The 23,202-nt window shown below is 61.4% G+C and carries 19 protein-coding genes and 1 pseudogene; 6 read left to right on the forward strand and 14 right to left on the reverse strand.

The window, feature by feature from the left end; all coding sequences use genetic code 11:
• Positions 1 to 45 precede the first annotated feature (45 nt).
• The 5 genes from JFU47_RS20650 to JFU47_RS20670 all read right to left on the reverse strand — a co-directional run bounded on the left by JFU47_RS20650 (position 46) and on the right by JFU47_RS20670 (position 5,461).
• Positions 46 to 1,035: a lysylphosphatidylglycerol synthase domain-containing protein gene (locus JFU47_RS20650; protein WP_201185334.1), complete on the reverse strand. Its 990-nt coding sequence runs from the start codon at positions 1,033 to 1,035 to the stop codon at positions 46 to 48.
• Positions 1,032 to 2,318: a cardiolipin synthase ClsB gene (gene clsB, locus JFU47_RS20655; RefSeq protein WP_201185336.1), complete on the reverse strand. Its 1,287-nt coding sequence runs from the start codon at positions 2,316 to 2,318 to the stop codon at positions 1,032 to 1,034. The genes JFU47_RS20650 and clsB overlap by 4 nt, the downstream gene beginning before the upstream one ends.
• Complete coding sequence (locus tag JFU47_RS20660; protein ID WP_201185338.1) at positions 2,315 to 3,112, reverse strand: endonuclease/exonuclease/phosphatase family protein; 798 nt, start codon at positions 3,110 to 3,112, stop codon at positions 2,315 to 2,317. Before JFU47_RS20660 ends, clsB begins: the two co-directional genes overlap by 4 nt.
• Positions 3,109 to 4,035: a DUF72 domain-containing protein gene (locus tag JFU47_RS20665; protein WP_140680801.1), complete on the reverse strand. Its 927-nt coding sequence runs from the start codon at positions 4,033 to 4,035 to the stop codon at positions 3,109 to 3,111. Before JFU47_RS20665 ends, JFU47_RS20660 begins: the two co-directional genes overlap by 4 nt.
• Before the next feature lie 214 nt (positions 4,036 to 4,249).
• Positions 4,250 to 5,461, reverse strand: coding sequence for an MFS transporter (locus JFU47_RS20670; RefSeq protein WP_201185340.1), 1,212 nt, complete (start codon positions 5,459 to 5,461; stop codon positions 4,250 to 4,252).
• Between the two features lie 381 nt (positions 5,462 to 5,842).
• On the opposite strand from JFU47_RS20670, the gene JFU47_RS20675 reads away from it, so the two are divergent.
• Positions 5,843 to 7,966: a mechanosensitive ion channel family protein gene (locus JFU47_RS20675; RefSeq protein WP_201185350.1), complete on the forward strand. Its 2,124-nt coding sequence runs from the start codon at positions 5,843 to 5,845 to the stop codon at positions 7,964 to 7,966.
• 105 nt (positions 7,967 to 8,071) lie between these two features.
• On the opposite strand, the pseudogene JFU47_RS20680 reads toward JFU47_RS20675, so the two are convergent.
• Positions 8,072 to 12,387, reverse strand: a pseudogene (locus JFU47_RS20680) (DEAD/DEAH box helicase).
• A 319-nt stretch (positions 12,388 to 12,706) separates the two neighbouring features.
• Between JFU47_RS20680 and JFU47_RS20685 the strand changes: the two are divergent.
• Positions 12,707 to 13,591 carry a sugar nucleotide-binding protein gene (locus JFU47_RS20685; RefSeq protein WP_046047341.1) on the forward strand — a complete coding sequence of 295 codons (885 nt, stop codon included), beginning with the start codon at positions 12,707 to 12,709 and terminating at the stop codon, positions 13,589 to 13,591.
• Positions 13,584 to 14,513: an NAD-dependent epimerase/dehydratase family protein gene (locus JFU47_RS20690; RefSeq protein ID WP_201185352.1), complete on the forward strand. Its 930-nt coding sequence runs from the start codon at positions 13,584 to 13,586 to the stop codon at positions 14,511 to 14,513. Before JFU47_RS20685 ends, JFU47_RS20690 begins: the two co-directional genes overlap by 8 nt.
• 56 nt (positions 14,514 to 14,569) lie before the next feature.
• Here JFU47_RS20690 and JFU47_RS20695 read toward each other — a convergent pair whose 3' ends face one another.
• The 5 genes from JFU47_RS20695 to JFU47_RS20715 form a co-directional block, all read right to left on the reverse strand.
• Positions 14,570 to 15,268, reverse strand: a complete 699-nt coding sequence (locus tag JFU47_RS20695) for an OmpW/AlkL family protein (RefSeq protein ID WP_201185354.1) — start codon at positions 15,266 to 15,268, stop codon at positions 14,570 to 14,572.
• Between the two features lie 210 nt (positions 15,269 to 15,478).
• Positions 15,479 to 15,997: a DUF3299 domain-containing protein gene (locus JFU47_RS20700; RefSeq protein WP_201185356.1), complete on the reverse strand. Its 519-nt coding sequence runs from the start codon at positions 15,995 to 15,997 to the stop codon at positions 15,479 to 15,481.
• 11 nt (positions 15,998 to 16,008) lie between these two features.
• Entirely contained in the window at positions 16,009 to 17,274 is a 1,266-nt protein-coding gene (locus tag JFU47_RS20705; protein ID WP_140680815.1) for an ABC transporter permease, read from the reverse strand.
• A gap of 1 nt (position 17,275) precedes the next feature.
• Positions 17,276 to 17,986 carry an ABC transporter ATP-binding protein gene (locus tag JFU47_RS20710; RefSeq protein WP_140680817.1) on the reverse strand — a complete coding sequence of 237 codons (711 nt, stop codon included), beginning with the start codon at positions 17,984 to 17,986 and terminating at the stop codon, positions 17,276 to 17,278.
• Positions 17,987 to 18,122: 136 nt separating this feature from the next.
• Positions 18,123 to 18,701 (reverse strand): DUF2796 domain-containing protein, encoded by a 579-nt coding sequence (locus JFU47_RS20715; RefSeq protein ID WP_201185358.1) that lies wholly within the window; start codon positions 18,699 to 18,701, stop codon positions 18,123 to 18,125.
• A gap of 135 nt (positions 18,702 to 18,836) precedes the next feature.
• On the opposite strand from JFU47_RS20715, the gene JFU47_RS20720 reads away from it, so the two are divergent.
• The gene (locus tag JFU47_RS20720; RefSeq protein WP_201185360.1) at positions 18,837 to 19,184 is read left to right on the forward strand and encodes a hypothetical protein; all 348 of its coding nucleotides are present in this window, start codon (positions 18,837 to 18,839) and stop codon (positions 19,182 to 19,184) included.
• 118 nt (positions 19,185 to 19,302) lie between these two features.
• Here JFU47_RS20720 and trxA read toward each other — a convergent pair whose 3' ends face one another.
• From trxA to JFU47_RS20735, 3 genes are all read right to left on the reverse strand, one after another.
• On the reverse strand, positions 19,303 to 20,175 hold the full coding sequence (gene trxA / locus JFU47_RS20725) for a thioredoxin (protein ID WP_201185362.1): 873 nt from the start codon (positions 20,173 to 20,175) through the stop codon (positions 19,303 to 19,305).
• A gap of 174 nt (positions 20,176 to 20,349) precedes the next feature.
• The gene (locus tag JFU47_RS20730) at positions 20,350 to 21,006 is read right to left on the reverse strand and encodes a class I SAM-dependent methyltransferase (RefSeq protein ID WP_201185364.1); all 657 of its coding nucleotides are present in this window, start codon (positions 21,004 to 21,006) and stop codon (positions 20,350 to 20,352) included.
• On the reverse strand, positions 21,003 to 21,467 hold the full coding sequence (locus JFU47_RS20735) for a hypothetical protein (RefSeq protein WP_201185366.1): 465 nt from the start codon (positions 21,465 to 21,467) through the stop codon (positions 21,003 to 21,005). Before JFU47_RS20735 ends, JFU47_RS20730 begins: the two co-directional genes overlap by 4 nt.
• A gap of 128 nt (positions 21,468 to 21,595) precedes the next feature.
• Here JFU47_RS20735 and nrdR point away from each other — a divergent pair, with 128 nt between their 5' ends.
• Positions 21,596 to 22,060: a transcriptional regulator NrdR gene (nrdR, locus tag JFU47_RS20740; protein WP_003228656.1), complete on the forward strand. Its 465-nt coding sequence runs from the start codon at positions 21,596 to 21,598 to the stop codon at positions 22,058 to 22,060.
• A complete protein-coding gene (ribD, locus tag JFU47_RS20745; RefSeq protein WP_201185368.1) occupies positions 22,057 to 23,190 on the forward strand; it encodes a bifunctional diaminohydroxyphosphoribosylaminopyrimidine deaminase/5-amino-6-(5-phosphoribosylamino)uracil reductase RibD in 1,134 nt (377 codons plus the stop codon). Before nrdR ends, ribD begins: the two co-directional genes overlap by 4 nt.
• The last annotated feature ends 12 nt before the right edge of the window (positions 23,191 to 23,202 follow it).

Consider the following 23,202-nt stretch of genomic DNA (forward strand, 5'->3'; position numbering starts at 1 on the left):
GCTGCTACAGATTGTGTCGTTCCTTAACTGATCGGCATTAGGCTGTTAGTTCCTAGGTTTCTTCTCAATCCGCAACGACTTGGCCTTGGCTTCCACGATCAGGTACATCACCAGGGTAATCAGTAGCGGCAGGATGAAATAGATCGCCCGATAGGCCAGCAATCCGGCCACCAGGCTGCCTCGGGACGCTTCGTGTTGCAGCAGCGCCACGAACACCGCTTCAAGCACGCCGAGCCCTGCCGGGATGTGCGTAATGACCCCGGCAATCGCGCTGATCAACAACACCCCAAGCACCAGCGGATAATCCAGCTTGCTCGGCAGCAAGGTGAAAATCACCGCCGCCATCAGCGACCAGTTCAGCGCCCCGAGGGCCAGTTGCAGCACCGCCATGCGCAGGGACGGCAGGTCGATTTCTATCCCGCGTATTGCCCACTCCCGTCGCTTGGAAAACTGACACGCTGCCAGATACCCCGCACTCACCAGCAGCAACAACACACCCACACCTTGCAAGGCATCGGTGCTCAGCTTCCAGCCTGGCGGCATTCGCACCAATCCGCTGCTGAACACAGCACCGGCAATCACCATGTAACCGAACCAGTTGGTCGCCAGGCTCAGCCCGAGAATTTTCGCGATGTTGCCCTTGCTCACACCGAGTCGCGAATACAGCCGATAACGCATGGCAATACCGCCGACCCAAGCGCTCAGGTTGAGGTTGAAGGCATAGCTGATAATCCCCACCGGCAGGATCTGTTTCCACGTCAGGTCCTGGCGAATGTAGGTACGGCCGATCAGGTCGAAGCAGGCATAGACCAGAAAACTCACCAAAGTCAGAGCGGACGCGATGATCAGCGTGCGCACTTTGAAATCTGCGAGGTTGTCGAACACTTCATCCCATTCGATGCGCTGGGCAAGCATCGTGAACAGTACGATCAGCGCCAGGAAAAACAGCATTGTCAGCGGCCGTTTCCAGCGGTTCCAGCGGGATTTGGTCGGGTTGTCGGCGTGGGTCGCCGGTTGTGTATCAGAGTGGCTCATCGGGTGTCACTCCCGGCGGAATGGGAAAAGGGTTTCAGGCGCGGCTTGTGCGCCGGCAGCCAACCGGCCCAGGCCGGGAAGTGCCGCAGAAAGTGAAACACCAGAAAGCCGACGGTCATGTGCCAAACCCGTCCGCGCGGGGACTTGTCTGCGGACATGACCTTGCAATGGTTGTTACTCAGGTCTTCGAGGCGCTCGAACAGGTCGCGGTTGAAGGCGCGATCGCGGATCAACACATTGGCTTCCAGGTTCAAGGACAGGCTCAACGGGTCGAGGTTGCTCGAACCGACCGTGCTCCAATCCTCATCCACCAGCGCGACTTTGCCGTGCAGCGGACGGTCGCAATATTCGTAAATCTGCACGCCGGATTTGAGCAGGTAGTCATAGGTCATGCGCGCGGCGAGTTTGGCCGCCAGCATGTCTGGCTGACCTTGCAGGATCAGTCGCACATCGACGCCACGGCGCGCCGCGTTACGGATCTCGCGCAGCAGGCGATAGCCCGGAAAGAAGTAGGCATTGGCGATCACCACCCGGCGCTGGGCACTGCGCAGCACCTGTCGGTAAACCTCTTCGATGTCAGTCGGATGCTCGCCGTTGTCGCGGTACACCAGGCGAACCTGGCCGTCATGATCGGTGAACGCCAGTTCCGAGCGCCGTTGCCTGCGGCGTTGCCACCAATATTTGGCCCGGGCCGGGCGACCGCATTGCAGCAAGGCGAAGTGATGGATATCGGTCACCGCCGGGCCTTGTACTTCCACGGAATAATCCTGCTTGGCCTCAGGGCCGAAGTCAGCCAGATGGTCGGCCGAAAAGTTGATGCCGCCGATAAACGCAATCGTGCCATCGACCACCACGATCTTGCGGTGCAGGCGGCGGAACCAGTTGGTGCGGATGCCCAGATGTTTGGGCGCCGGGTCGAAAATCTGGATGCGCACGCCGGCCTCGCTCAGGGCGGTGAGGTATCCCGTACTCAGCTCACCGCAGCCAAAGCCATCGAGACTGGCAGTGATCCGCACACCGCGTTGAGCGGCGGCGATCAGGACTTCCTGCAGCTCATCACCGACCTTGTCCTCAAACACAATGAAGGTTTCCAGCAGGATTTCAGTCTTGGCCTGACGCATGGCCTCGAACACCCGAGGGAAATACGCTTCGCCGTTTTCCAGCAGCTCTAAGCGGTTGTTGCCTTGCCAGCCATATTCGATGTCGACCACGCCCGGTTCACGGATCGGCGGGGTTGTGGATAAGTGCTCCACCTCGGTTTTATCCATCGACGGGCTGCTCATAGCTCGATCTCCACCGATAGCGGTGCATGGTCGGAAAGGTGTGACCAGGGTCGCGCGGCCAGCACTTGCGGCTGACTGGCCTTGAGGTTGCGCACATAGATGCGGTCAAGGCGCAACGCCGGCAAGCGCGCTGGAAAACTGCGCGCCGGTTTGCCGTGGAGTTCGGCGAAAACCTCCCGTAGACCGCTGGGTTTGAGCAGTGCGTCGGCACGCTGGCGCCAGTCATTGAAGTCTCCGGCAACGATCACCGGGGCATCGTTGGGCAGTTCTTCAAGGCGCTGGGCCAACAACTTGAGTTGCTCGGTCCGGTGAGTTTCGCGAAGCCCCAGATGCACACAAATGGCATGCACTTCCTGGCCGTCACCCGGCAGGCGTAGCACGCAATGCAGAATGCCGCGGTTCTCGTGGCCGCTGATGGAGACATCGAGGTTGTCGTGGCGAATGATCTGGAATTTCGACAGCAGTGCATTGCCATGATCGCCCGCCGGATAGACCGCATTGCGCCCATAGGCGAACTGCGGCCACAGGGTGTCGGCGAGGAATTCGTATTGCGGCATCGCCGGCCAATTGCTGTAGCGCTGGGGGTGATGCTCGTGGGTGCCGTGGACTTCCTGCAAAAACACCACGTCGGCGGACACGCTGCGCACCGCTTCGCGCAATTCGGGCAGGATGAAACGCCGGTTGAGCGCGGTGAACCCCTTGTGCGTATTGACCGTCAGCACGGTAAAGCGGCGCACGGCGGTGATGATGGGTTGCTGTTCGTCGGTGGTGCCGACCGGTTCGGAAATGCTCATGACAGCACTCCTTCGGCGGCCCGTTCACCGGGTCGGGTAGCGAGGTCTTTATCCAGATGAAAGCGCTCCAGCAAGCGGCGGGCATCGAAGGGCGCGCGGACTTTGATGTCGTTGTCGAAATAGCAGAACACCTCACGGGACTTGCGTGCCTTGGGCTTTTGCCGGGGGGCGATCAGCTGCGGGTCGGGCGGTTGCTGGCCGTGGTACCAGGCTTCGATCCGGTCACCCCAACGCTTCAGCGCCTCGGGGGTGTAACCGCTGGCATAGAGTTCTTCGGCACCGTGCAGGCGCAGGTAAACGAAGTCGCTGGTGAGGTCTTCGCGGTACGGCCATTTACCGGCGGTGTCGGCGATAACCAGCGCAGCATTGTGGCGTTTGAGCAGGCGGATGAAGGCGGGGTCGACGAAGCTCTCGTTTCTGATTTCTACGGCATGACGTAAAGGTTTTTTCCCGTAGGCCTTCAGGCTGGCGTGACCGTTCACGTGGGAATCATGCTGGCGGGCGAGGGCGGCAGCCTCTTCGGTGTTGTGGGGTAACTGCTCCAGAAAGGTCTCGAACAACTCGGCATCGAATTTGAAGTTGGGCGGGAATTGCCAGAGGATCGGGCCGAGTTTTTCTTTGAGTTCAAGCACCCCGGAGGCGAAGAAATTTGCCAAAGGTTTACGGATGTCTCGCAGTCGCCTGATGTGGGTGATGAAACGCGGGGCTTTGACGCTGAAAACGAAGCCCCTTGGGGTTTCGGCGTACCACTGGGCATAACGTTCGGGCCGTTGCAGGGCGTAAAACGATCCATTGATTTCGATGCTGTTGACCGCCCGAGAGGCGAATTGCAATTCGCGCTTGTGGGTCAGCCCCTTTGGGTAGAAATCCCCCCGCCAGGGCGTGTAGCGCCAGCCTGAAATGCCAATGTGGATCGCCGCCATGTCGCCTCCCGTCTAATGGTCTTCGGACTGCCCCTGTCTTTTGATGACTGCGGGGCGGACGAGAAAGTTTCGACGGGACTACGGACGGTTAATGCTCAATAGACCACACAAATCAAATGTGGGAGCGAGCCTGCTCGCGATGACGGAGTGTCAGTCAGCATCTCAATCGACTGAAAGTCCGCTATCGCGAGCAAGCTCGCTCCCACAGGGTTCATCAGTGGCCTGTGACTACTCGGGTTAAACCTTCAGCGGGTTCGGCATACACCGGACCCAACCGATCAAGACGACCGCTCCACATGGTCAATGCCAACGCGACCAACACCACCAAACCACCAATCCATGCGGTGTGAATCAGGCCCATGTGAGCAACGATCAAGCCACCGCCCCACGCGCCACCAGCAATACCGAGGTTGAACGCGGCAATGTTCAGGCCCGACGCCACGTCCACCGCATGCGGGGTGTGATGTTCGGCCTGACGCACCACGTAAACCTGCAGGCCCGGCACGTTGCCGAACGCAACCGCACCCCAGACCAGCACGGTGGCCAGGGCCAGCCATGGATTGCCGGCGGTGAAGGTCAGTACGAACAACACGGCAGCGAGCAGGGCGAAGATGATTTTCAGGGCGCTGATCGGGCCGCGTTTGTCCGCCAGTTTGCCGCCCCAGATGTTACCGACGGCCACCGAGATGCCGTAGACCAACAACACCAGGCTGACGGTGCTGGCGCTGAAGCCGGAAATGTCCTGAAGAATCGGTGCCAGGAAGGTGAACGCAATGAACGAGCCGCCGTAACCGACCGCGGTCATGGCGTACACCAGCAGCAGACGGGGTTGCTTGAGCACCTGCAATTGCTGCAACAGTGAAGCTGGTTTGCTGTGGGCAATGTTTTTCGGCACGTAAAGCAGGCTGCCGATGAACGCGATCACACCCAGTGCAGACACCGCGAGGAAGGTTTCACGCCAGCCGAAATGCTGACCGATAAAGGTCCCCAGCGGCACGCCGGTGACCAGTGCCACGGTCAGGCCGGTGAACATGATGGCGATCGCGCTGGCGGCTTTTTCCTTCGGCACAAGGCTGGTGGCGATGGTCGAGCCAATCGAGAAAAACACCCCATGGGCCAGGCCGGTGACGATCCGCGCAATGATCAGCGACTCGTAACTCGGCGCTTTCCAGGCCAGCAGGTTGCCGAGGGTGAACAGCACCATCAGCGACAACAGCAGCATTTTGCGTGGGACTTTTCCGGTGAGGGCGGTCAGCACCGGGGCGCCAATGGCAACGCCCAATGCGTAGAGGCTGACCAGCAGGCCGGCGGACGGCAGGCTGACGCCAAGGTCGGCGCCGATGGTGGGTAACAGGCCAACGATGACGAACTCGGTCGTCCCGATGGCGAAGGCGCTGAGGGTCAGCGCGAGCAAGGCAATGGGCATGGCTGCAACTCCGGTGGATTGATTGATGGAGCGCAGTGTCCGGGTTTGGGCTGTGTGGAAAAATAGAGGGATGGGCATTTGATATTTGCGTATAGATCAAATATCGAAAGGGTTAAAGGTTTTTCAGCTGCAACGCAGACCCTGTAGCAGCTGGCGAAGCCTGCGTCCGGCTGCGCAGCAGTCGTGAACCCTGAGTGCACGGTGAATCTGACACACCGCAGTGTCTGACTTTACGACTGCTGCGCAGCCGGACGCAGGCTTCGCCAGCTGCTACACGGATTGCGTTATGGCCGCGTTAGCTGGTTATCTCCAGGCCAAAACCGAACTTGCCTACAATTCCCCGATCAGTTCCTTACAGACCCTTATGCAGGAGCGCCGCGTTTGTTCAAGTTCAAGACCGCGATACTACTGGGGGCATTGCTGATTCTGGGTAGCAACGAGCTGGAGGCTGCCGCACTGCCGGGTGTGCCGGCCACCGCCACGACCCCACTGGCCCACCCCGAACCGCTGGTACAGGGTGGTTTGCTGGGGGCCATCAGTTCGAGCATTGATCAAGTCCAGGGAAAACTCGATCTCAACGAGGACCTGTTGGACGCCTGGCGTCTGCGTGCAGACCGGGCGGCCGTTGAGGTGGATCAACTGGTCAATCATCCGTCGTCCCGCTCGAGCTGGAGCGTGGCGGGGGATTTCCTGCTGTTGTCCGGTGTGTGGATCGGCGTTTTCGCGCTGCTCTGGTTGCTTGGCGGACTGCTCGCCAAACGTCTGTGCCAGAACCGCCTGCTGCTCACTCGCGAGCGCGGTCAGGCATTACTGGGTTATGTGTTGCCCTACACGGTTCCGGCGCTGATCAGTCTGCCGCTGACGCTGTATGTCAGCCACTTCCTGCAAGTCTCCGCCGGCCGGGCGCTGGCATTGTGTTTCGCCTATGCCACCAGCAGCGGCATTTTCGCCGCGTCGTTGCTGTTGTCGGTGGTGGTGCTGTTCAATGCCGGCCACAAGCGCCGGGCGGTGCAGATTATTCGTCAGTACAGCCCACGCCCACTCTTTTTGATGGGTTTCCTCGTGGCCCTGAGCGACGCCTTGACCAGCCCGCAGATCGCCCGCCTGCTCGGAGGCAATCTCACCAGCAGCGTCGCGGTGTTCACCGGGGTGGCGGCCTCGGTCACCTTTGGCTTTTTGGTGATCAAGATGCGCCGTCCGGTCGCCCATCTGATCCGCATTTTGCCGTCATCCCAGCGCCTCAGTCAGCCGGCCTTGCGTGAAATGCTGCGGATCTTTTCCGGGCTCTGGTACTGGCCGATTTTGTTGATGGTGCTGGTGTCGGTGATCAACCTGATCGGCATTGGCGATGACAACCAGAAAGTACTGCGCTGTGCGCTGTTTACCACGGTGTTGCTGATTGCGACGGTGTTTCTCAGCACGTCGCTGCATCACCTGTTCAAGTCGCGCAGTGAGTTGGCCGTGCGCCGCAGCAGTGCCTACAAAGAACGCTTTCTCAGCCTTTCGCACGCGTTGCTGCGGATCGCCCTGGCAATCGTGTTCATCGATGTCCTGGGGCGCATCTGGGGCGTGTCGCTGTTCGAGTTTGCGGTGAGCAATTCGGTCGGCCGGGCGATCAGTGATTCCCTGAGCCGTATCGGTTTGATTTTCCTGGTGACCTGGATGGGCTGGGTGGTGTTGGACACGGCGATTCAGGAAGCCCTGAAACCACCCGTTAACAAACGCTCGGCGCGCCAACCCAGTACCCGAACCAAAACCATCCTGCCGCTGCTGCGCAACGCGATCAAAATCATTCTGGTGGTGATCTGCGCCATCACCACCATGGCGAACCTCGGGATCAACGTTGCACCCTTTCTGGCCGGTGCCGGTGTGGTGGGGCTGGCGATCGGTTTCGGTTCCCAGCAGCTGGTGCAGGACGTGATCACCGGGTTGTTCATCATCATCGAAGACACATTGTCGATTGGCGATTGGGTGGTGCTCGACTCTGGCCACGCCGGCACCGTTGAAGGCCTGACTATTCGCACCTTGCGCCTGCGCGACGGCAAGGGGTTTGTGCACTCGGTGCCGTTCGGTCAGATCAAGGCCGTGACCAATCAATCGCGGCAATTCGCCTATGCGTTCTTTTCGGTGCAATTCACCTACGACACCGATGTCGACAAGGCTATCGAGTTGATCCGCGAGGCAGGGGATTCCATCCGCGACGATGCGTTCCTCAAGTACAACCTGCAAGGGCCGCTGGATGTGTTCGGTGTCGACAAGATGGACCTCAACGGCGTGGTGCTGACGGCACAGTTCCGCACCGTGTCGGGTGGGCAATACGCGGTGAGTCGGGCGTTCAACCAGCGTTTGAAAAAGCTTGTGGATAACAGCCCGTGGGTGCATTTCGCGCAGACTTATCCACAGCAGGTCTTGATGCCCAGGCAGGCTGTTGAGCCACCGCAAAGCGATGGGCTTGCATCGGAGCATTCATCGGTGTTCTTGCCGGATCAGCCGCGCACTCAATAATTTTGGTGCGCTTACTGGCCTCTTCGCGAGCAGGCTCGCTCCCACATTTGAGCGCATTCCCCTGTGGGAGCGAGCCTGCTCGCGAAGAGGCCGGTGCCGACAACATCAATGCCGGATCAGTTTGTTATGCAGTTCGGCACTGTCTTGCTGATCCAGCTTCAGCCAGAAAATCTGCTTACCGGCAATCTCGGCAGCGGCCGGCAATCCATCGCGATACACCAGCCGATTGCTCGCTAGCGCCGGCACCTTCGCGCCCGGTAGAAGCGTCCCGGCGAGGTTCAGCGGATCAACTCCGCACACGGCAATCAAACTCCCGTCATGCGGCCGTCGTCGCACCTCACGCAGTAACGGTATGGCCTCGGGCAACGCAAACTGTTCACCGGCCAAGCCACTGACAAACCGCCCGCCGCGAATCTCGCCTCGAGCTTCCAGGCGATGGAACGTGCGCAGCAATTCTCGCCAGCTCGGCAACCACTCCGCTTCACGTTCCAGCAGGCGCCAGAACACCACGCCGTAGCGCCGGAGCAAGGTCATGGCGATATGTTCAAGGGTGTCAGTCGGCGTGGGCGCCGGTCGTTTGTTATCCACAACCGGTGCAGGCGCCCCGCGTCGCAGCAAGGCCCAGCGCCCGGCATCGTCCATCCCGCCGACAAACGCCCCGCGCCCGCGTCGGCTGCTGCGATTCTGGCGTTTGCTGGCCGGGGTGATCAGCGCTCGCAGACCGGCGAAGCTGTCGGCGTTCACCAGCCCGGCGCCTACCAATTCCTGCAGGGCGATTTCCAGCTCCGAGCGCAGCAGGTGGGCTTCGTGAGTCAGCTCATCGAAAAACAGCGCGCCGTGTTGGCTGAGGGCTTCGTAGACTTTTTGCGTTTTGGGTGACAGTTCGCTGACCGGCGTCTGCTCGGTCAACCCGCTCCACAACCCGACCTGACTGCGCGGCAGCAGCAGAATCGGTGTGCTGCGCAATGCCGTGCTGGCGCTCTTGTTGCGTGCGGTCAGGCGAGTCCAGACCAGTTTGCCGCTGCGACACAGGTCATCCAGCCAACTCGCTGAATAGTCTTTTATTCGCGCCGGCAAAATATCGCTGTCCCAGGCTGAAGCGGCGGCGGGGTAGCCTTCGAACTGACCGACTATCGCGGGCAATATTGCGCTGCCCTGACCTTGGGTCGCGGTGGACAGATGCTGCCAGTCGAACAGGAAACGCATGAAATCCTGCAACGCCACCGGCTCGATTTCCCGCCGCAGACGCTTGACGGTGTAGCGGTGAATCCGCGCCAGCAGGTGCCGCTCGCACCATTCTTCCTCACCCGTGCCGGGCGTGAATTGACCGCGCAGCACATAGCCTTCGCGCTCCAGTTGCGCCAACGCCTGGGTGACTTGAGTCGCCGCTAAACCGAGCGGTTCGGCAATCGCGTTCAGCGGCAACGGACCGAACGCGCTGAGCCGCGCACGAATCACTTCCAGCACCGCTTCGTCCGCCGTCCAGACTTCATCGAATCCGGGCAACGCCTCCAGCGGTGGCTGCAAAATCGCGTGTGGATAAATCGCGTTCAGGCAAGTCAGCCGCTCCAGTGCCAACCATAGCGCTTGCCCGGCATTGACTTGCAAGCGGCTGGCGCGACCGCTGTCAGCCAGGGCGTTTAGCCAATCGAGCCAGTCTGGATTAGCCAGGGCCTCGGCGTCGGAGATGCAGGCGAGGCTCATCAACGCCTCATGCATTTCATCGACACCAGTCGGCGTTGGCCAAGCTTCCTCACGCACCGCTTGAATCGCGTCTGCATCCAGCGCACCGAGGTCGTCGGTGGACTGGGGATCGCTCCAGCGGCGATTGAGCACTGCTTGAGTGCGGCGCTCTTCCAGCGGCGCATCATCGAGAAAAGTGTAGGGGCGGGCACTGAGAATTTCCGCTGCCAGCGGCGAGGGGCGGGTAAGTCGCGGCTGATCAAGCGGATGTCGCCACGTTCCATGCGTCGCAACAACGCCAGCCAGCCTTCGCTGTCCATGGCTTCGTGCAGGCAGTCGTCGAGGGTTTGCTCCACCAGTGGATGGTCGGGAATTTCCCGTTCGCCGCCGAGGTTTTCCACGCAGGCCATCTGGTCGGGAAATACGCTGGCGATCAGGTCTTCGCTTTTCATTCGCTGGATCTGCGGCGGGACTTTGCGTCCGCCACTGTAGCGTGGCAGCGCCAGCGCGACCCCGGCATTCCAGCGCCAGCGCACACCGAACAGCGGCGCATCGAGCACGGCTTGAATCAGGGTGTGCTCGGCGCTGTTGCTGTGCAGGTAGCGCCAGACATCATCGAGTTCAAAACTGTGGCTGGTCGACAGCGACAGGACGATGGCGTCTTCGCTGGCGGCGGCCTGCAATTCGAAGTTGAAGGTGCGGCAGAAGCGCTTACGCAGGGCCAGGCCCCAGGCGCGGTTGATGCGGCTGCCGAACGGCGTGTGGATGATTAATTGCGTGCCGCCGGACTCGTCGAAAAAACGCTCCATCAGCAGCGTGTCTTGTGACGGCAGGGCGCCCAATGTCAGGCGCGCACGGGCCAGGTAATCGACCAATTGTTCGGCACTGGCCAGGTTCAGACCGAGGGTGTCGGTCAGCCAGTCGATCGCGGGCTGCAAGTGACCGGGTGTGGCGCCGAGCAGCTCATCGAGTTGCGCTTGCAGGCGGGCCACGGCGAATGACAGTTCCGCACTGCGGCCCGGCGCTTCGCCGAGCCAGAATGGAATGGTCGGCGGTTGGCCCTGAGCGTCTTCGACCCGGACCTTGCCGGTTTCGACCCGCAGAATTCGGTAGGAGGTGTTGCCCAATTGGAAGACATCCCCGGCGATGCTTTCCACTGCAAAGTCTTCGTTGACGCTGCCGATGTTCAGCCCTTGGGGTTCGAGCAAAACGCTGTAGTCGGCGTTGTCCGGGATCGTCCCGCCGCTGGTCACGGCCGTCAGCTTGGCGCCCCGACGACCGCGCAAGGTGCGGGTCACGGCGTCGCGGTGCAGGTAAGCGCTGCGGATGCCCAGGCGACCGTTGTAGCCTTCGGCGAGCATCTGCAGCAGCGCTTGATAGTGTTTTTCGTCGAGTTCGCTGTAAGGCGAGGCGTTGCGGAACATCTCCAGCAATGCCTGCTCCTGCCATTCCTGGCAGCTGACCTCGGCGATGATTTGTTGCGCGAGTACGTCTAGCGGTGCCTTGGGGATCAGTAACGTGTCGAGTTCGCCGCGCCGCACGCAGTCGAGCAGGGCGGCGCATTCGATCAGGTCGTCGCGGGTGGTGGCGAACAAACGGCCCTTGGGCGTGCCGCCGACCTGGTGCCCGGAACGGCCGACCCGTTGCAGAAACCCGGCGATCGAGCGTGGCGAGGCAATCTGGCAGACCAGGTCGACATCGCCGATATCAATCCCCAGTTCCAGGGACGCCGTGGCAATCAATACTTGCAGCTCACCGCGCTTGAGCCGCTGTTCGGCGTCGAGACGAAACTCCTTCGCCAGACTGCCGTGATGGGCGGCCACCGCGTCTTTGCCGAGGCGTTCGCTCAAGTGACGGCTCAGGCGTTCGGCGAGGCGTCGGGTGTTGACGAAAATCAGCGTGGTGCGGTGTTCGCGGGCGAGGGCGGCGAGGCGGTCGTAGACCAGTTCCCAGATGTCGTTGGCCATCACCGCCGACAACGGCACGGGCGGCACTTCGATGTCCAGATCCCGCGGGCGGGCGTGGCCGATGTCGATGATTTCGCACGCGCGATCACGGCCAACCAGAAATTGCGAGACGGCCTCAATGGGTTTTTGCGTGGCAGACAGGCCGATCCGCATCAGCGGTTGCACGCACAACGCTTGCAGTCGCTCGAGGCTCAGGGCCAGGTGACTGCCGCGCTTGCTGGCGGCGATCGCGTGAATTTCGTCGACGATCACCGTGCGGGCGGTACTGAGCATTTGCCGACCGGAGTCGGAGCCGAGCAGCACGTAAAGGGATTCCGGGGTGGTCACCAGAATGTGCGGGGCGGTCTTGCGCATCGCCGAGCGGTCTTTTTGCGGCGTATCACCGGTGCGCACGGCGGTGTTGATCTGCAGTTCGGGCAGGCCCATCACGCGTAACTGCTCGGTGATGCCGGCCAGCGGGTTTTGCAGGTTGATCTGGATGTCGTTGGACAAGGCCTTCAGCGGCGAAACGTAGACCACCAGGGTTTCATCCGGCAGATGGCCGCCGTTGGCCATTGCGCGGTGGACCAGGTCGTCGATGACCGCGAGGAACGCGGTGAGGGTCTTGCCGGAGCCCGTGGGTGCGGCGACCAGGGTCGAACGGTGCTGGCGGATCAACGGCCACGCCCGGGCCTGGGCGGCGGTGACCGTCGGGAAGGTGCTGCTGAACCAGGCGCTGACGGCGGGGTGGAAGCCTGCCAGGGCACTGTCCGTCGGGATTGGCAGATTCATGTCCTGATTTATGCGGGCGAGTCGGGGAAGTTGCAAGTACCACTCGGGATCTGCGTCGATCCTTATGGCCCCTTCGCCGGCAAGCCGGTCTCGCTCCCACAAGGGATTTGTGTGCGCCCTGGATCTAATGTGGGAGCGAGACCGGCTTGCCGGCGATGAGGCCAGTAGCAGCGCCACAATTCCCGAGGATCTACACTTTACGGATGACGGTTGCGCACTAAACCCGCAAAATGCAACGATTCCGGCAACTATCGACGGCATCGCCCGCGAGCGGTGTCGATAAAGCCATTGTTTCAATCAGACTGGGCCTGCTGACTCTATGCGAATGCGCCTTATGTTACTGGGCGGCGGAAATGCCCTTGGGCAGGCGCTGATTCGCCTCGGTGCGGAGGAAGACATCGGCTTCCTCGCCCCCCGCCCACCGCAAGACGGCTGGGATGCCGCGAGCCTGACGCAACTGCTCGACGACACTCGTCCAGACGCGTTGATCAACCTCGCCTATTACTTCGACTGGTTTCAGGCGGAGACGGTCAGCGAACAACGTCTGGCCGGGCAGGAGCGGGCGATCGAGCGTCTGGCCGAACTGTGCCAGCATCACAACATCGTGCTGCTGCAACCGTCGAGCTATCGCGTGTTCGATGGCTCCCGGGCGACGGCCTACAGCGAAAAGGACGAACCGGTGCCCTTGGGCCTGCGCGGTCAGGCCTTGTGGCGGATCGAACAAAGCGTGCGCGCCACCTGCCCGCAACACGTGTTGCTGCGCTTTGGCTGGCTGCTGGATGACAGCCCCGACGGCACCCTCGGGCGTTTCCTCGGCCGCGCCGAACTGCCTGAAGAATTGCTGATGGCTGATGACCGTCGGGGCAATCCGACGCCGGTGGATGACGCCGCGCGGGTGATTATCTCGGTCCTCAAGCAACTCGATTGCTCGGCGCCGCTGTGGGGTACCTACCATTACGCCGGGCATGAGGCGACCACGCCGCTGGCACTTGGGCAGGCGATCCTCACCGAAGCACGCGCGCTGCACCCGCTGGCCATCGAAGCGCCGACCGCCCAGGCTCACGCCGCCCGGCCCGACGCCGCCGAAGAACCGCAACACGCGGTGCTGGCCTGCAAGAAAATTCTGCACACTTTCGGGATCAAGCCCCGCGCCTGGCGTGCGGCACTCCCGGGCTTACTGGATAGGTTTTATCGCCATGGCTGACGGCCCTGTTTTAATCACCGGCGGCGCCGGTTTCATCGGCTCGCACCTCACCGATGCCTTACTCGCCAAGGGCCATTCGGTGCGCATTCTCGATGACCTCTCCACCGGCAAGCGCAGCAATTTGCCGCTGGACAATCCCGGCGTCGAACTGATCGTGGGCGATGTCGCCGACGCCGCGCTGGTAGCGCGGGCGATGGTCGGTTGCAGCGCTGTGGCGCACCTGGCCGCGGTGGCGTCGGTGCAGGCGTCGGTGGATGATCCGGTGAAGACCCACCAGAGCAATTTCATTGGTTCGCTGAATGTCTGTGAAGCCATGCGCCAGGGCGGCGTCAAGCGGGTGCTGTATGCGTCCAGTGCAGCGGTCTACGGCAACAATGGCGAAGGCGAGTCGATCGACGAAGACACGCCCAAGGCACCGTTGACGCCCTACGCGTCGGATAAATTGGCGAGCGAGCATTACTTCGATTTTTACCGTCGCCAGCATGGTCTGGAGCCGGTGGTGTTCCGCTTCTTCAACATCTTCGGCCCACGCCAGGATCCGTCCTCGCCGTACTCCGGGGTGATCAGCATTTTCAGCGAGCGTGCGCAGAAGGGCCTGCCGATCACGGTATTCGGTGACGGTGAGCAGACTCGCGATTTCGTTTACGTCGAAGACCTGGTCGACTTGCTGGTGCAAGCGATCGAGAAACCGCAGGTCGAAGTCGGCGCGGTGAACGTCGGCTGGAACCAGGCCACGACCCTCAAGCAAATGCTTGAAGCCCTTGAAACGGTGGTCGGTCAATTGCCACCGGTGAGCTATGGCCCGGCGCGCTCCGGTGACATCCGCCACTCGCGAGCGAACAATCAGCGTTTGCTGGAGCGCTTTACCTACCCGGAGCAGACACCGATGCATGTCGGCCTGGCGCGGTTGTTGGGGCGTTGAGGTTTCCGTGGGCATGAAAAAGGCGCCTTTCGAGGCGCCTTTTTTGTGTGGCAATTTTAGAACTTGTAACCCAGGCCAACCATGTAGATGAACGGGTCCACGTCCACATCGACCTTGGCGCGAGTGCCCGGAGCCACTGCGTTATTGTCCACCGTCGCGGTGGTGTCAATGTCGATGTAGCGTACCTGGGCGTTGATCAGGATGTTGTCGGTCAGCATGTAGTCGGCGCCGACCTGGAACGCCATGCCCCAGGAGTTATCCGCCTTGAAATTGCTGAAGCCGTTGGCGCTGGCTTCGCTGCCAACGTGTTCGTCGTAGATCCAGGTGTAGTTGATACCGGCGCCGACATACGGCTGGAATGCGGACTTCGCGTCCAATGGGTAGTACACAACGCTCAAGGTCGGCGGCAGGTGTTTCAGGGAACCGAGTTTGCCGTTGGCCGCGGGCAGGGCGGTGCCTTTGATCTTCACGTCATGCTCGAACGGGGTGGCCGCGAGCAGCTCAATCCCCCAGTGGCTGTCGAGCATGTAAGCGAAGTTCAGACCCAGCTGCGTGTCGCTGCTCATGGTGGCCTTGCCACCCAGGTCCGTACCGGCCAGCGGGCCTTGATCAACCTTGACGCTGGAACTGTCGGCTTCTGGGTTGACGGTGATTGCACCGGCGCGAAGGATGATGTCACCCGCTTCGTGGGCGTAAGCGAGTGGGGCTGCGAGCGCGAGGGCAAACAGCGAAGCGCTGAGCAAGGACTTGTGCATGGAGGCTCCAAAGGACGTTAAAAATTTTTGATGTCCAATGGTACGGAGGCGTCTGATACGGTCTTTTGACTCAGCTCAATGAAACAGTGATGGCCCCAAAAGATCGCAACCTTCGGTAGTTCCTACAGGATCGGGTTTGCACGCGGTCAAGGTAGGAGCTGCCGAAGGCTGCGATCTTGGCGATATCAACGGTAAGAATAACTACCGGTTTCACTCCGGCAGTTCATACACATAAATCTTGTCCGCCTCCATCTGATACCCGGCATCCGCCAACTCGCTGGTCGAGGCCTTGACCTGCAACGCACCCTCGATCCAGTACGGCTGATACAACTCGTCGAGCTTCACACCCACCTCGCTTTTGACGTGCACGATCTGGTTCGACGGCGGTGGCGGCACGTGGATGCAGGCGCCGAAATAAGGCACCAGCAGAAACTCGGTGGTGCGACCTTCTTCACTCACTTCCAGCGGCACGATGTAGCCCGGTAAACGAATGTGCTGACCGTCGAGGCTTTTCACCACCGGTGCATTGGGCATGTCTTGCTTGGCCGCGGGCGCCGATTCGGCGGCCAATGCGCTGCCCATTTGCGACAGGTCGTGCAGCGGCGTCATGTTCGGCACTTCCGGTGCGGCGTCCGGCGGGATCATTTCCGACCACGTCAGGTCTTTCGGCTCAGCCGCCCATAGGGGCAAGGCGACCAGCATCAACAGCGCAAGTACAGCGCGGGGCATGTTCAACGTCCTCATAAACGGATCGACAGGCCATCGGCCAGGGATTGGCGATACGCACGCCAGGCCGGCACGCTGCCCATCAGCAACGCGGCGATCAGGATGCCACCGAGCAGCGTCCATTCATATTCGCTCGGCCAGGCCAGCGGCAGGTACAAGCCGTAATTGGCTTGCACATAACCTTGGGCCAGGGCGATGCCCACATACAAAAGACCCACCCCGGCAATCACGCCCGACAGCGCCAAGGCAAACGCCTCCAGCACCAGCAACGTCGCGATGTGCCACGGCCGGGCACCCACCGAACGCAGAATCGCCATCTCCCGACGTCGTTCGTTGAGGCTGGTGAGGATCGCCGTGAGCATGCCGATCAACCCGGTCAGCACCACGAACAGCGAGACCACGAACAAGGCCTTTTCTGCCGTGCTCATCAAACTCCACAGCTCTTGCAGCGCCACGCCCGGCAGGATCGCCAGCATCGGTTCACCCCGAAATTCGTTGATCTCACGCTGCAGCGCGAAGGTCGAAATCTTGCTGTTGAGGCCGAGCATGAACGCGGTGATCGCTTGCGGCGTCAGGTCCATGTTGCGTGCCTGATCGGCGCTGATCCGACCGTTGCCGCGTGCCGGCACGCCGTTGTGCCAGTCGATGTGAATCGCTTCCATACCGCCGAGGCTGATGTGCAACGTGCGGTCCACCGGGGTGCCGGTGCGTTTGAGAATGCCGACCACGGTGAAGGGCTTGTCGTCGTGCTTGACCAGGCTGATCACCGCCACGCCGTGGGCCAGCACCAGTTTGTCGCCGAGTTTGTAGTGCAGCGCATCGGCCACTTCGGCACCGAGCACTACTTCAAACGGATCGGTGGCGAAGGCGCGGCCGTCGGCCAGTTCCAGGTGTTGCTGATGACCGTATTGGTAATGCTCGAAGTACGCCTCGGTGGTGCCCATCACCCGGTAACCGCGATGGGAGTCGCCGAGGGACATCGGGATTGCCCACTTCACTTTCGGGTTGTTGGCGAAGTGTTCGAAGCTGTCCCAACGAATGTTGTTGGTGGCATTGCCGATGCGGAACACCGAGTACAGCAACAGGTTCACTGAGCCGGAACGTGCGCCGACGATCAGGTCGGTGCCGCTGATGGTGCTGGCGAAACTGGCCTTGGCTTCGGTGCGCACCCGTTCCACGGCCAGTAGAAGGCAGACCGACAGGGCAATGGCGAACGCGGTGAGGATCGCGGTGAAGCGGCGGTTAGCCAGGCTGGCCATGGCTAGACGAAACAAATACATCTCAGACCTCGGACGGGGTGGCGGCGCGATTGAGATCGGCCAGCGACAGGTGGCGATCGAAAAGCGGTGCCAGGCTCTGGTCATGGCTGACGAACAGCAGGCTCGACCCGGCTTCGCGGCATTCAGCGAACAGCAAGCGAATGAAATTCTCGCGGGCGTCGTAGTCCAGGGCCGAGGTCGGTTCGTCGGCAATCACCAATTCAGGCTGACCGATCAACGCGCGCGCAGCGGCCACCCGTTGCTGTTGGCCGATGGACAACGAATCGGCGCGGCGGCCGAGCAGGTTTTGGTCTTTCAAACCCAAGTGGGCGAGGAGGGTGGCCGCCGCCTGATCGACGCTGCCGTGACGCTGGATCGCCCGTTCAGCGCGCAGTTTGGAAAAGTGGCAAGGCAACTCAACGTTCTCGCGCACCGAGAGAAACGGCAGCAAGTTGAACTGCTGGAAGATGTAGCCGGTGTGATCGACCCGGAAGCGGTCGCGAGCACCGGCCGAGAGTTCGGTCAGTTCCTGGCCCAGCAATCGGATGCTGCCGCGATTGGGCTTCTGCACACCGCCGAGCAGGCCGAGCAGGGTGGTCTTGCCGCTGCCGCTGGGGCCTTTGAGGAACAGGGTTTCGCCGGGCTCCAGGCGAAACGCCGGGATATCCAGCAGCGGCGGATGACCGGGCCAACTGAAGCCCAGGTCGGACAGTTCGATGAGTGCTTGGGTCATGTGAAACCGGTCAGATTGGTGGTGAACCCTGTGGGAGCGAGCCTGCTCGCGAAGGGGCCGTCAGCCGCAACATCTGTATCGACTGTCAGACCGCATTCGCGAGCAGGCTCGCTCCCACAAGGGTTCTGCGGTGGGTTTAGAATTTCAGGGCTGCCGCCTTGGCCGTCACTTCAACCCCTTGCTGCCCGCTCGGGCTGATCAGTTGTACCTGAATCTTCTGGGTCGCCGGGAACGTGTTGAAGATGTTCGCCAGGTCCAGGGTCTTCAGCGCCCCCGGTGCCGAGCAGCTGAATTGATAATGGGCGTGGATTTCGCTGTGGTCGTGGTGATGTTCGCCATTGGCCACTTCGTCGTGATCATCATCGGCACCGGGCTTGTCGCCGAACAGCGGACTTTCCAGTTCCTGAGTCGCGACCACGCAGCCGGCGGCTTTGGGCAGGTTGAACAACACCAATGGTTTTTCCAGCTGCGCACGAACGGCGGCGACTTTGGCTTTGTCGGCGTCGGTGGTGGCGGCGTGTTCGAAACCTACAAGGTTCATCGCCGGGCTTTCCAGTTCCAGCTCCAGGGTTTGACCATCCAATGCTGCGTTCAGGCGACCGACACCATGTTCGTGAGCGCCGAGGCTGCCGTGCTCGTGATCATGTTCATCAACGGCATGGGCGACAGCCAGCGGCAACAGGGCAAACGGCAGAGCGAGCAGCAGACGACGCATGGCGGGTCTCCGAAAAGTAAAATGAAGAATGTGTTATGTAATCTTATAACGAAAGTGCCGAGAGTTTGACCGGCTACTTGGCGTTGCACAAGCCCCATGGGAGCATGCGAATCAGAAATGTGCAGGAGCAGAATTATGTTGCGTATACGCGGAAGCATCGGCGACTGGCCGGTGGATTTGACGCTGGAGATGGATGACAGCGACTGGGCACGGCTCGGTGCGCAGTTGCAGGTGGTGAACCCCGAGGCCAGTGCCACGCCGGCAAAACCGATCAATCAGGATGATGCGCTGTGGCAGATCGCCAAGGATTTGCTGCGCAAGGCCGGGCAATTGAGCGGGCCGGACTTGCTCGATCAGTTGGAAGGTTTGACTGGCAGCGCGGCGTCGGGAAAACGCCTGTTGGTGCGCCTGCGTCATTGCACTGATGTGAAGGTGACGAGCGGCGGAGATACACCGCTCTACAGCTGGATCGAGCCAGCGTAGGAGCTGCCGAAGGCTGCGATCTTTTGTTCTTCAGGCCGTTTCAGCGTTGCAGAAACAAGATCAAAAGATAGCAGCGTGCCGCAGCTCCTACGGATTGGGTTCGCACGGCCCGATCCGATCAGTACAGCGCGGCAAACAACTTGCGGCGGTACGTGGTCACCAGTGGGTGATCGTTGCCCAGCAGTTCGAACACCTGCAGCAAGGTCTTGTGCGGCAGGCCTTCGCTGTAGCTGCGATTGCGCACGAACAGCTTGAGCAATGCATCCAGCGCCGCCTCGTACTGCTGACGGGCCAGTTGCTGGATCGCCAGCTGATAAACCGCTTCATCGTCCTGCGGATTTTTTGCCAGACGCGCTTTCAGGTCTGCCGCATCCGGCAGGTCCTTGGCCTGACCGAGGAACTGGATCTGCGCCTTGGCGCCGGCGAGGGCGGCCTTGTGCTCGTCGCTCTTGACCGCGTCGAGCACGGTTTGCGCTTCACCCAGCTCGCCACGTTCGGTGAGGCAGCGGGCGTAGAGAATCAGCGCCTTGGCATTGGTGTTGTCTTCGCCCAGCAGCACTTTCAGTGTGGTTTCTGCGTCGGCAAAGCGGTTGTCATCGAACAACGCCTGAGCCTGTTCGAACGGGTCGGAAGCAGCCGGCGGCGGCATTTGCACGTGAGGTTCGAGCATTGCGCGTACCGCAGATTCAGGCTGCGCACCGGCGAAACCATCCACCGGCTGACCGTCCTTGAACAGCACCACCGTCGGCAGGCTGCGAATGCCGAAGCGCGAAACGATGTCCGGCTCGACGTCGCAGTTGACCTTGGCCAGCAGCAACTCGCCCTGATAGCTCTCGGCGATGGTTTGCAGCATCGGCATCAAGGCCTTGCACGGCGCACACCATTCGGCCCAGAAATCCACCAGCACCGGTTTGTGGAAAGAGTTCTCGATCACCGACTGCTCGAAATCGGCAGTCGTGGCGTCGAAGATGTACGGCGTTTCCTGACTCATGGGGGATCTCGTAAAAGCGTTAATGGGGCAACTATACGACTTGGCGGGGGTGGCCGGAAGCCAGAGTACCGATCGTTCCCACGCTCTGCGTGGGAATGCCTCAATGGACGCTCTGCGTCCGCTTTGGGACGCGGAGCGTCCCGGGCTGCATTCCCACGCGGAGCGTGGGAATGATCAGGCTCGGGTGGCGTGGTAGAGGCTCACATGCCGAAACTCTTCGGGCTCGGCCAGGTCGGGCAAGGTCATTGCTTCCAGCATCTCGATGCGTTGATAAAGCGGGTGCCTGAAATCCCTCACTCGGGAATCCGCCACCAACGCTTCCTGGCCGCGACTCAAGAATTCATCGAGCAACGGCAGATTCGCCCGGTCGTACAGCACGTCGGCCACCAGAATCAGATCAAACCGATCCGCCTCGGCAAAAAAATCCGTCGAGTAGTTGAGGTGTACGTCATTGAGTTCGGCATTCGCCCGACACGCGGCAATCGCCAGCGGGTCCAGGTCACAAGCCACCACTTCCAGCGCTCCGGCCTTGACGGCTGCGATCCCCGCCACCCCGGAACCGGCGCCGAAATCCAGTACCCGTTTGCCTTTGACCCACTCAGGGAATTCGGCGAGATAACGGGCGACCGCCAGGCCGCTGGCCCAGCAGAAACCCCAATAGGGCGGCTCATGGAGAATCCGCCGGGTTTCTTCCGGGCTGAACGCGCGGTCCATGTTGTCGCCGTCGATCAGCCATAGCTTCAGGTCGGTGTCCGGCAATTCGCAGGCAACCAGCTGTGCGTCACCAAGCAGTTCGCCTAACGCCTGTTGCAGGTCGAGCGGTGCAATCATGGCGCTTTGACGAATTGCAGTTGACCCAGCACCTGCGTCGTTGGCTGCGTGACGACCTGCGACGGCAGATGCAAAATCAGCTGGCCGGACTGGCTGGCGCGGCCACGCAGTTCAACGCGGGCACCGACCGGAAAGGATTCCGGGTTGAATCGCAGGTGAAACGGCAGAATCTGATTGGAACCGATCAGGCTGGAGCTGGCCAACAATTGTTGCGGGCGGCCCTTGTCATCGATCACCAGCAGCGCCAGTTCGACTTCGGCGCCGGCCGGCACGCCTTGCAGGGTGCCACTCAACTCACGCTGATAGGCGGGTAGCGGGCCGAGGTTGGCCGATTCCCTGGCTTTTTTCTGTGCCGCCTGCGGGGCAGGCCCTGGCGTCGGCGGCTGGGGCTTGGGCGCATCGCTGCTGCAGGCCACCAACAGGCTGAAAAGACTGAGCAAAACGAGCGGTCTTAGGGACATTTTCGGCTCCAGCAAGGTGAAATCCATGGATCTAGCTCTATAGCCCGTCTGTATACCGCAAACCCTATGGCTTGTCTTGCCACGGGGATGCGCTACCATGGCCCTCCCTTTTTTTGTTGCCTGCCACCATGCACTGTCCCTTCTGCGGTGCCAACGACACCAAGGTCATCGACTCGCGTCTGGTCGCCGAGGGCGAACAGGTGCGCCGCCGGCGCGAATGCCTGGCCTGCGGCGAGCGTTTCACGACGTTCGAGACGGCCGAACTGGTGTTGCCGCGCCTGATCAAAACCGACGGCAGCCGCCAGCCGTTCGACGAAGAAAAACTCCGCGCCGGCATGCAGCGTGCGCTGGAGAAGCGCCCGGTGAGTGTCGAGCGCCTGGAATCGTCGCTGGTGCACATCAAACACAAACTGCGCGCCACCGGTGAGCGAGAGGTTAAGTCCCTCGTCGTCGGTGAACTGGTGATGGCCGAGCTGCAAAAGCTCGACGAAGTCGCCTACATTCGTTTCGCCTCCGTGTATCGGCGCTTCCAGGACCTCAACGAGTTCCGCGAAGAGATCGATCGCCTGGCCAGAGAGCCGGTGAAAGAATGACCACCTCTGTAGAACTTGCCATCCTCGATGCCCATTACATGGCCCGTGCCCTGGAACTGGCGCGCAAAGGTCATTACACGACACACCCCAACCCTCGGGTGGGCTGCGTGATCGTGCGTGACGGGCAAATTGTCGGCGAAGGCTGGCACGTGCGCACCGGCGAACCCCACGCCGAAGTCCACGCCCTGCGCGCCGCCGGCGATAAGGCGCGAGGCGCCACCGCTTACGTGACCCTCGAACCTTGCAGCCACCACGGACGTACGCCGCCTTGTGCGGATGCGCTGGTAAATGCGGGTGTGGCTCGGGTAGTGGCGGCGATGCAAGACCCGAACCCGTCGGTTGCCGGTCGTGGCATGCAGCGCCTGGCTCAGGCCGGCATCGCTACCGAAAGCGGCGTGCTGGAAGGCGAAGCGCGCAAGCTCAATGAAGGTTTCCTCAAGCGCATGGAGCACGGCTTGCCGTTCGTGCGGGTCAAGTTGGCCATGAGCCTCGACGGTCGCACGGCGATGGAAAGCGGCGAAAGCCAATGGATCACCGGTCCTGCGGCGCGTTCGGCGGTGCAACGCCTGCGCGCTCAGGCCAGCGTAGTGTTGACCGGCGCCGACACGGTGCTGGCAGACAACGCCCGTCTCACCGTGCGTGCCGATGAGTTGGGCCTGGATCCTGAGCAAACTGCCTTGGCCATGAGCCGTCCGCCGCTGCGTGTGTTGATCGACGGTCGTCTGCGAGTGCCGCTGGACGCGCCGTTCTTCAAGGCTGGCCCGGCGCTGGTCGCCACGTGCATGGCGATCGAAGAGCAATACGCCCATGGCCCGGAATGCTTGATTGTGGCGGGCGAGGATGGCTTGGTCGACCTGCGCAAACTGCTGGTCGAACTCGCCGCCCGTGGGGTCAACGAGGTGCTGGTTGAAGCGGGGCCGCGTCTGGCCGGGGCTTTCGCTCAGCAAGGGCTGGTGGACGAGTTCCAGATTTTCATCGCTGGCAAGTTTTTAGGTTCGTCTGCGCGTCCGTTGCTGGATTGGCCGCTCGCGCAAATGAAGGATGCGCCTGAACTCAAAATCACCGAAATTCGCGCTGTTGGCGATGACTGGCGAGTCATCGCCATTCCTTCGCCAGCGGCGAGCGTATAATTCCGGGCCTGC

This window comes from Pseudomonas sp. TH39(2020) (assembly GCF_016650715.1).
In the GTDB taxonomy this organism is placed as follows: Bacteria; Pseudomonadota; Gammaproteobacteria; order Pseudomonadales; family Pseudomonadaceae; genus Aquipseudomonas; species Aquipseudomonas mandelii_C.

What these genes read in the sequence shown, in the direction of transcription:
- JFU47_RS20650 (WP_201185334.1), bottom strand. Translation starts at nt 1,035, where the DNA reads ATGAGCCACTCTGATACACAACCGGCGACCCACGCCGACAACCCGACC.
- clsB (WP_201185336.1), bottom strand. Translation starts at nt 2,318, where the DNA reads ATGAGCAGCCCGTCGATGGATAAAACCGAGGTGGAGCACTTATCCACA.
- JFU47_RS20660 (WP_201185338.1), bottom strand. Translation starts at nt 3,112, where the DNA reads ATGAGCATTTCCGAACCGGTCGGCACCACCGACGAACAGCAACCCATC.
- JFU47_RS20665 (WP_140680801.1), bottom strand. Translation starts at nt 4,035, where the DNA reads ATGGCGGCGATCCACATTGGCATTTCAGGCTGGCGCTACACGCCCTGG.
- JFU47_RS20670 (WP_201185340.1), bottom strand. Translation starts at nt 5,461, where the DNA reads ATGCCCATTGCCTTGCTCGCGCTGACCCTCAGCGCCTTCGCCATCGGG.
- JFU47_RS20685 (WP_046047341.1), top strand. Translation starts at nt 12,707, where the DNA reads ATGCGAATGCGCCTTATGTTACTGGGCGGCGGAAATGCCCTTGGGCAG.
- JFU47_RS20690 (WP_201185352.1), top strand. Translation starts at nt 13,584, where the DNA reads ATGGCTGACGGCCCTGTTTTAATCACCGGCGGCGCCGGTTTCATCGGC.
- JFU47_RS20695 (WP_201185354.1), bottom strand. Translation starts at nt 15,268, where the DNA reads ATGCACAAGTCCTTGCTCAGCGCTTCGCTGTTTGCCCTCGCGCTCGCA.
- JFU47_RS20700 (WP_201185356.1), bottom strand. Translation starts at nt 15,997, where the DNA reads ATGCCCCGCGCTGTACTTGCGCTGTTGATGCTGGTCGCCTTGCCCCTA.
- JFU47_RS20705 (WP_140680815.1), bottom strand. Translation starts at nt 17,274, where the DNA reads ATGTATTTGTTTCGTCTAGCCATGGCCAGCCTGGCTAACCGCCGCTTC.
- JFU47_RS20710 (WP_140680817.1), bottom strand. Translation starts at nt 17,986, where the DNA reads ATGACCCAAGCACTCATCGAACTGTCCGACCTGGGCTTCAGTTGGCCC.
- JFU47_RS20715 (WP_201185358.1), bottom strand. Translation starts at nt 18,701, where the DNA reads ATGCGTCGTCTGCTGCTCGCTCTGCCGTTTGCCCTGTTGCCGCTGGCT.
- JFU47_RS20720 (WP_201185360.1), top strand. Translation starts at nt 18,837, where the DNA reads ATGTTGCGTATACGCGGAAGCATCGGCGACTGGCCGGTGGATTTGACG.
- trxA (WP_201185362.1), bottom strand. Translation starts at nt 20,175, where the DNA reads ATGAGTCAGGAAACGCCGTACATCTTCGACGCCACGACTGCCGATTTC.
- JFU47_RS20730 (WP_201185364.1), bottom strand. Translation starts at nt 21,006, where the DNA reads ATGATTGCACCGCTCGACCTGCAACAGGCGTTAGGCGAACTGCTTGGT.
- JFU47_RS20735 (WP_201185366.1), bottom strand. Translation starts at nt 21,467, where the DNA reads ATGTCCCTAAGACCGCTCGTTTTGCTCAGTCTTTTCAGCCTGTTGGTG.
- nrdR (WP_003228656.1), top strand. Translation starts at nt 21,596, where the DNA reads ATGCACTGTCCCTTCTGCGGTGCCAACGACACCAAGGTCATCGACTCG.
- ribD (WP_201185368.1), top strand. Translation starts at nt 22,057, where the DNA reads ATGACCACCTCTGTAGAACTTGCCATCCTCGATGCCCATTACATGGCC.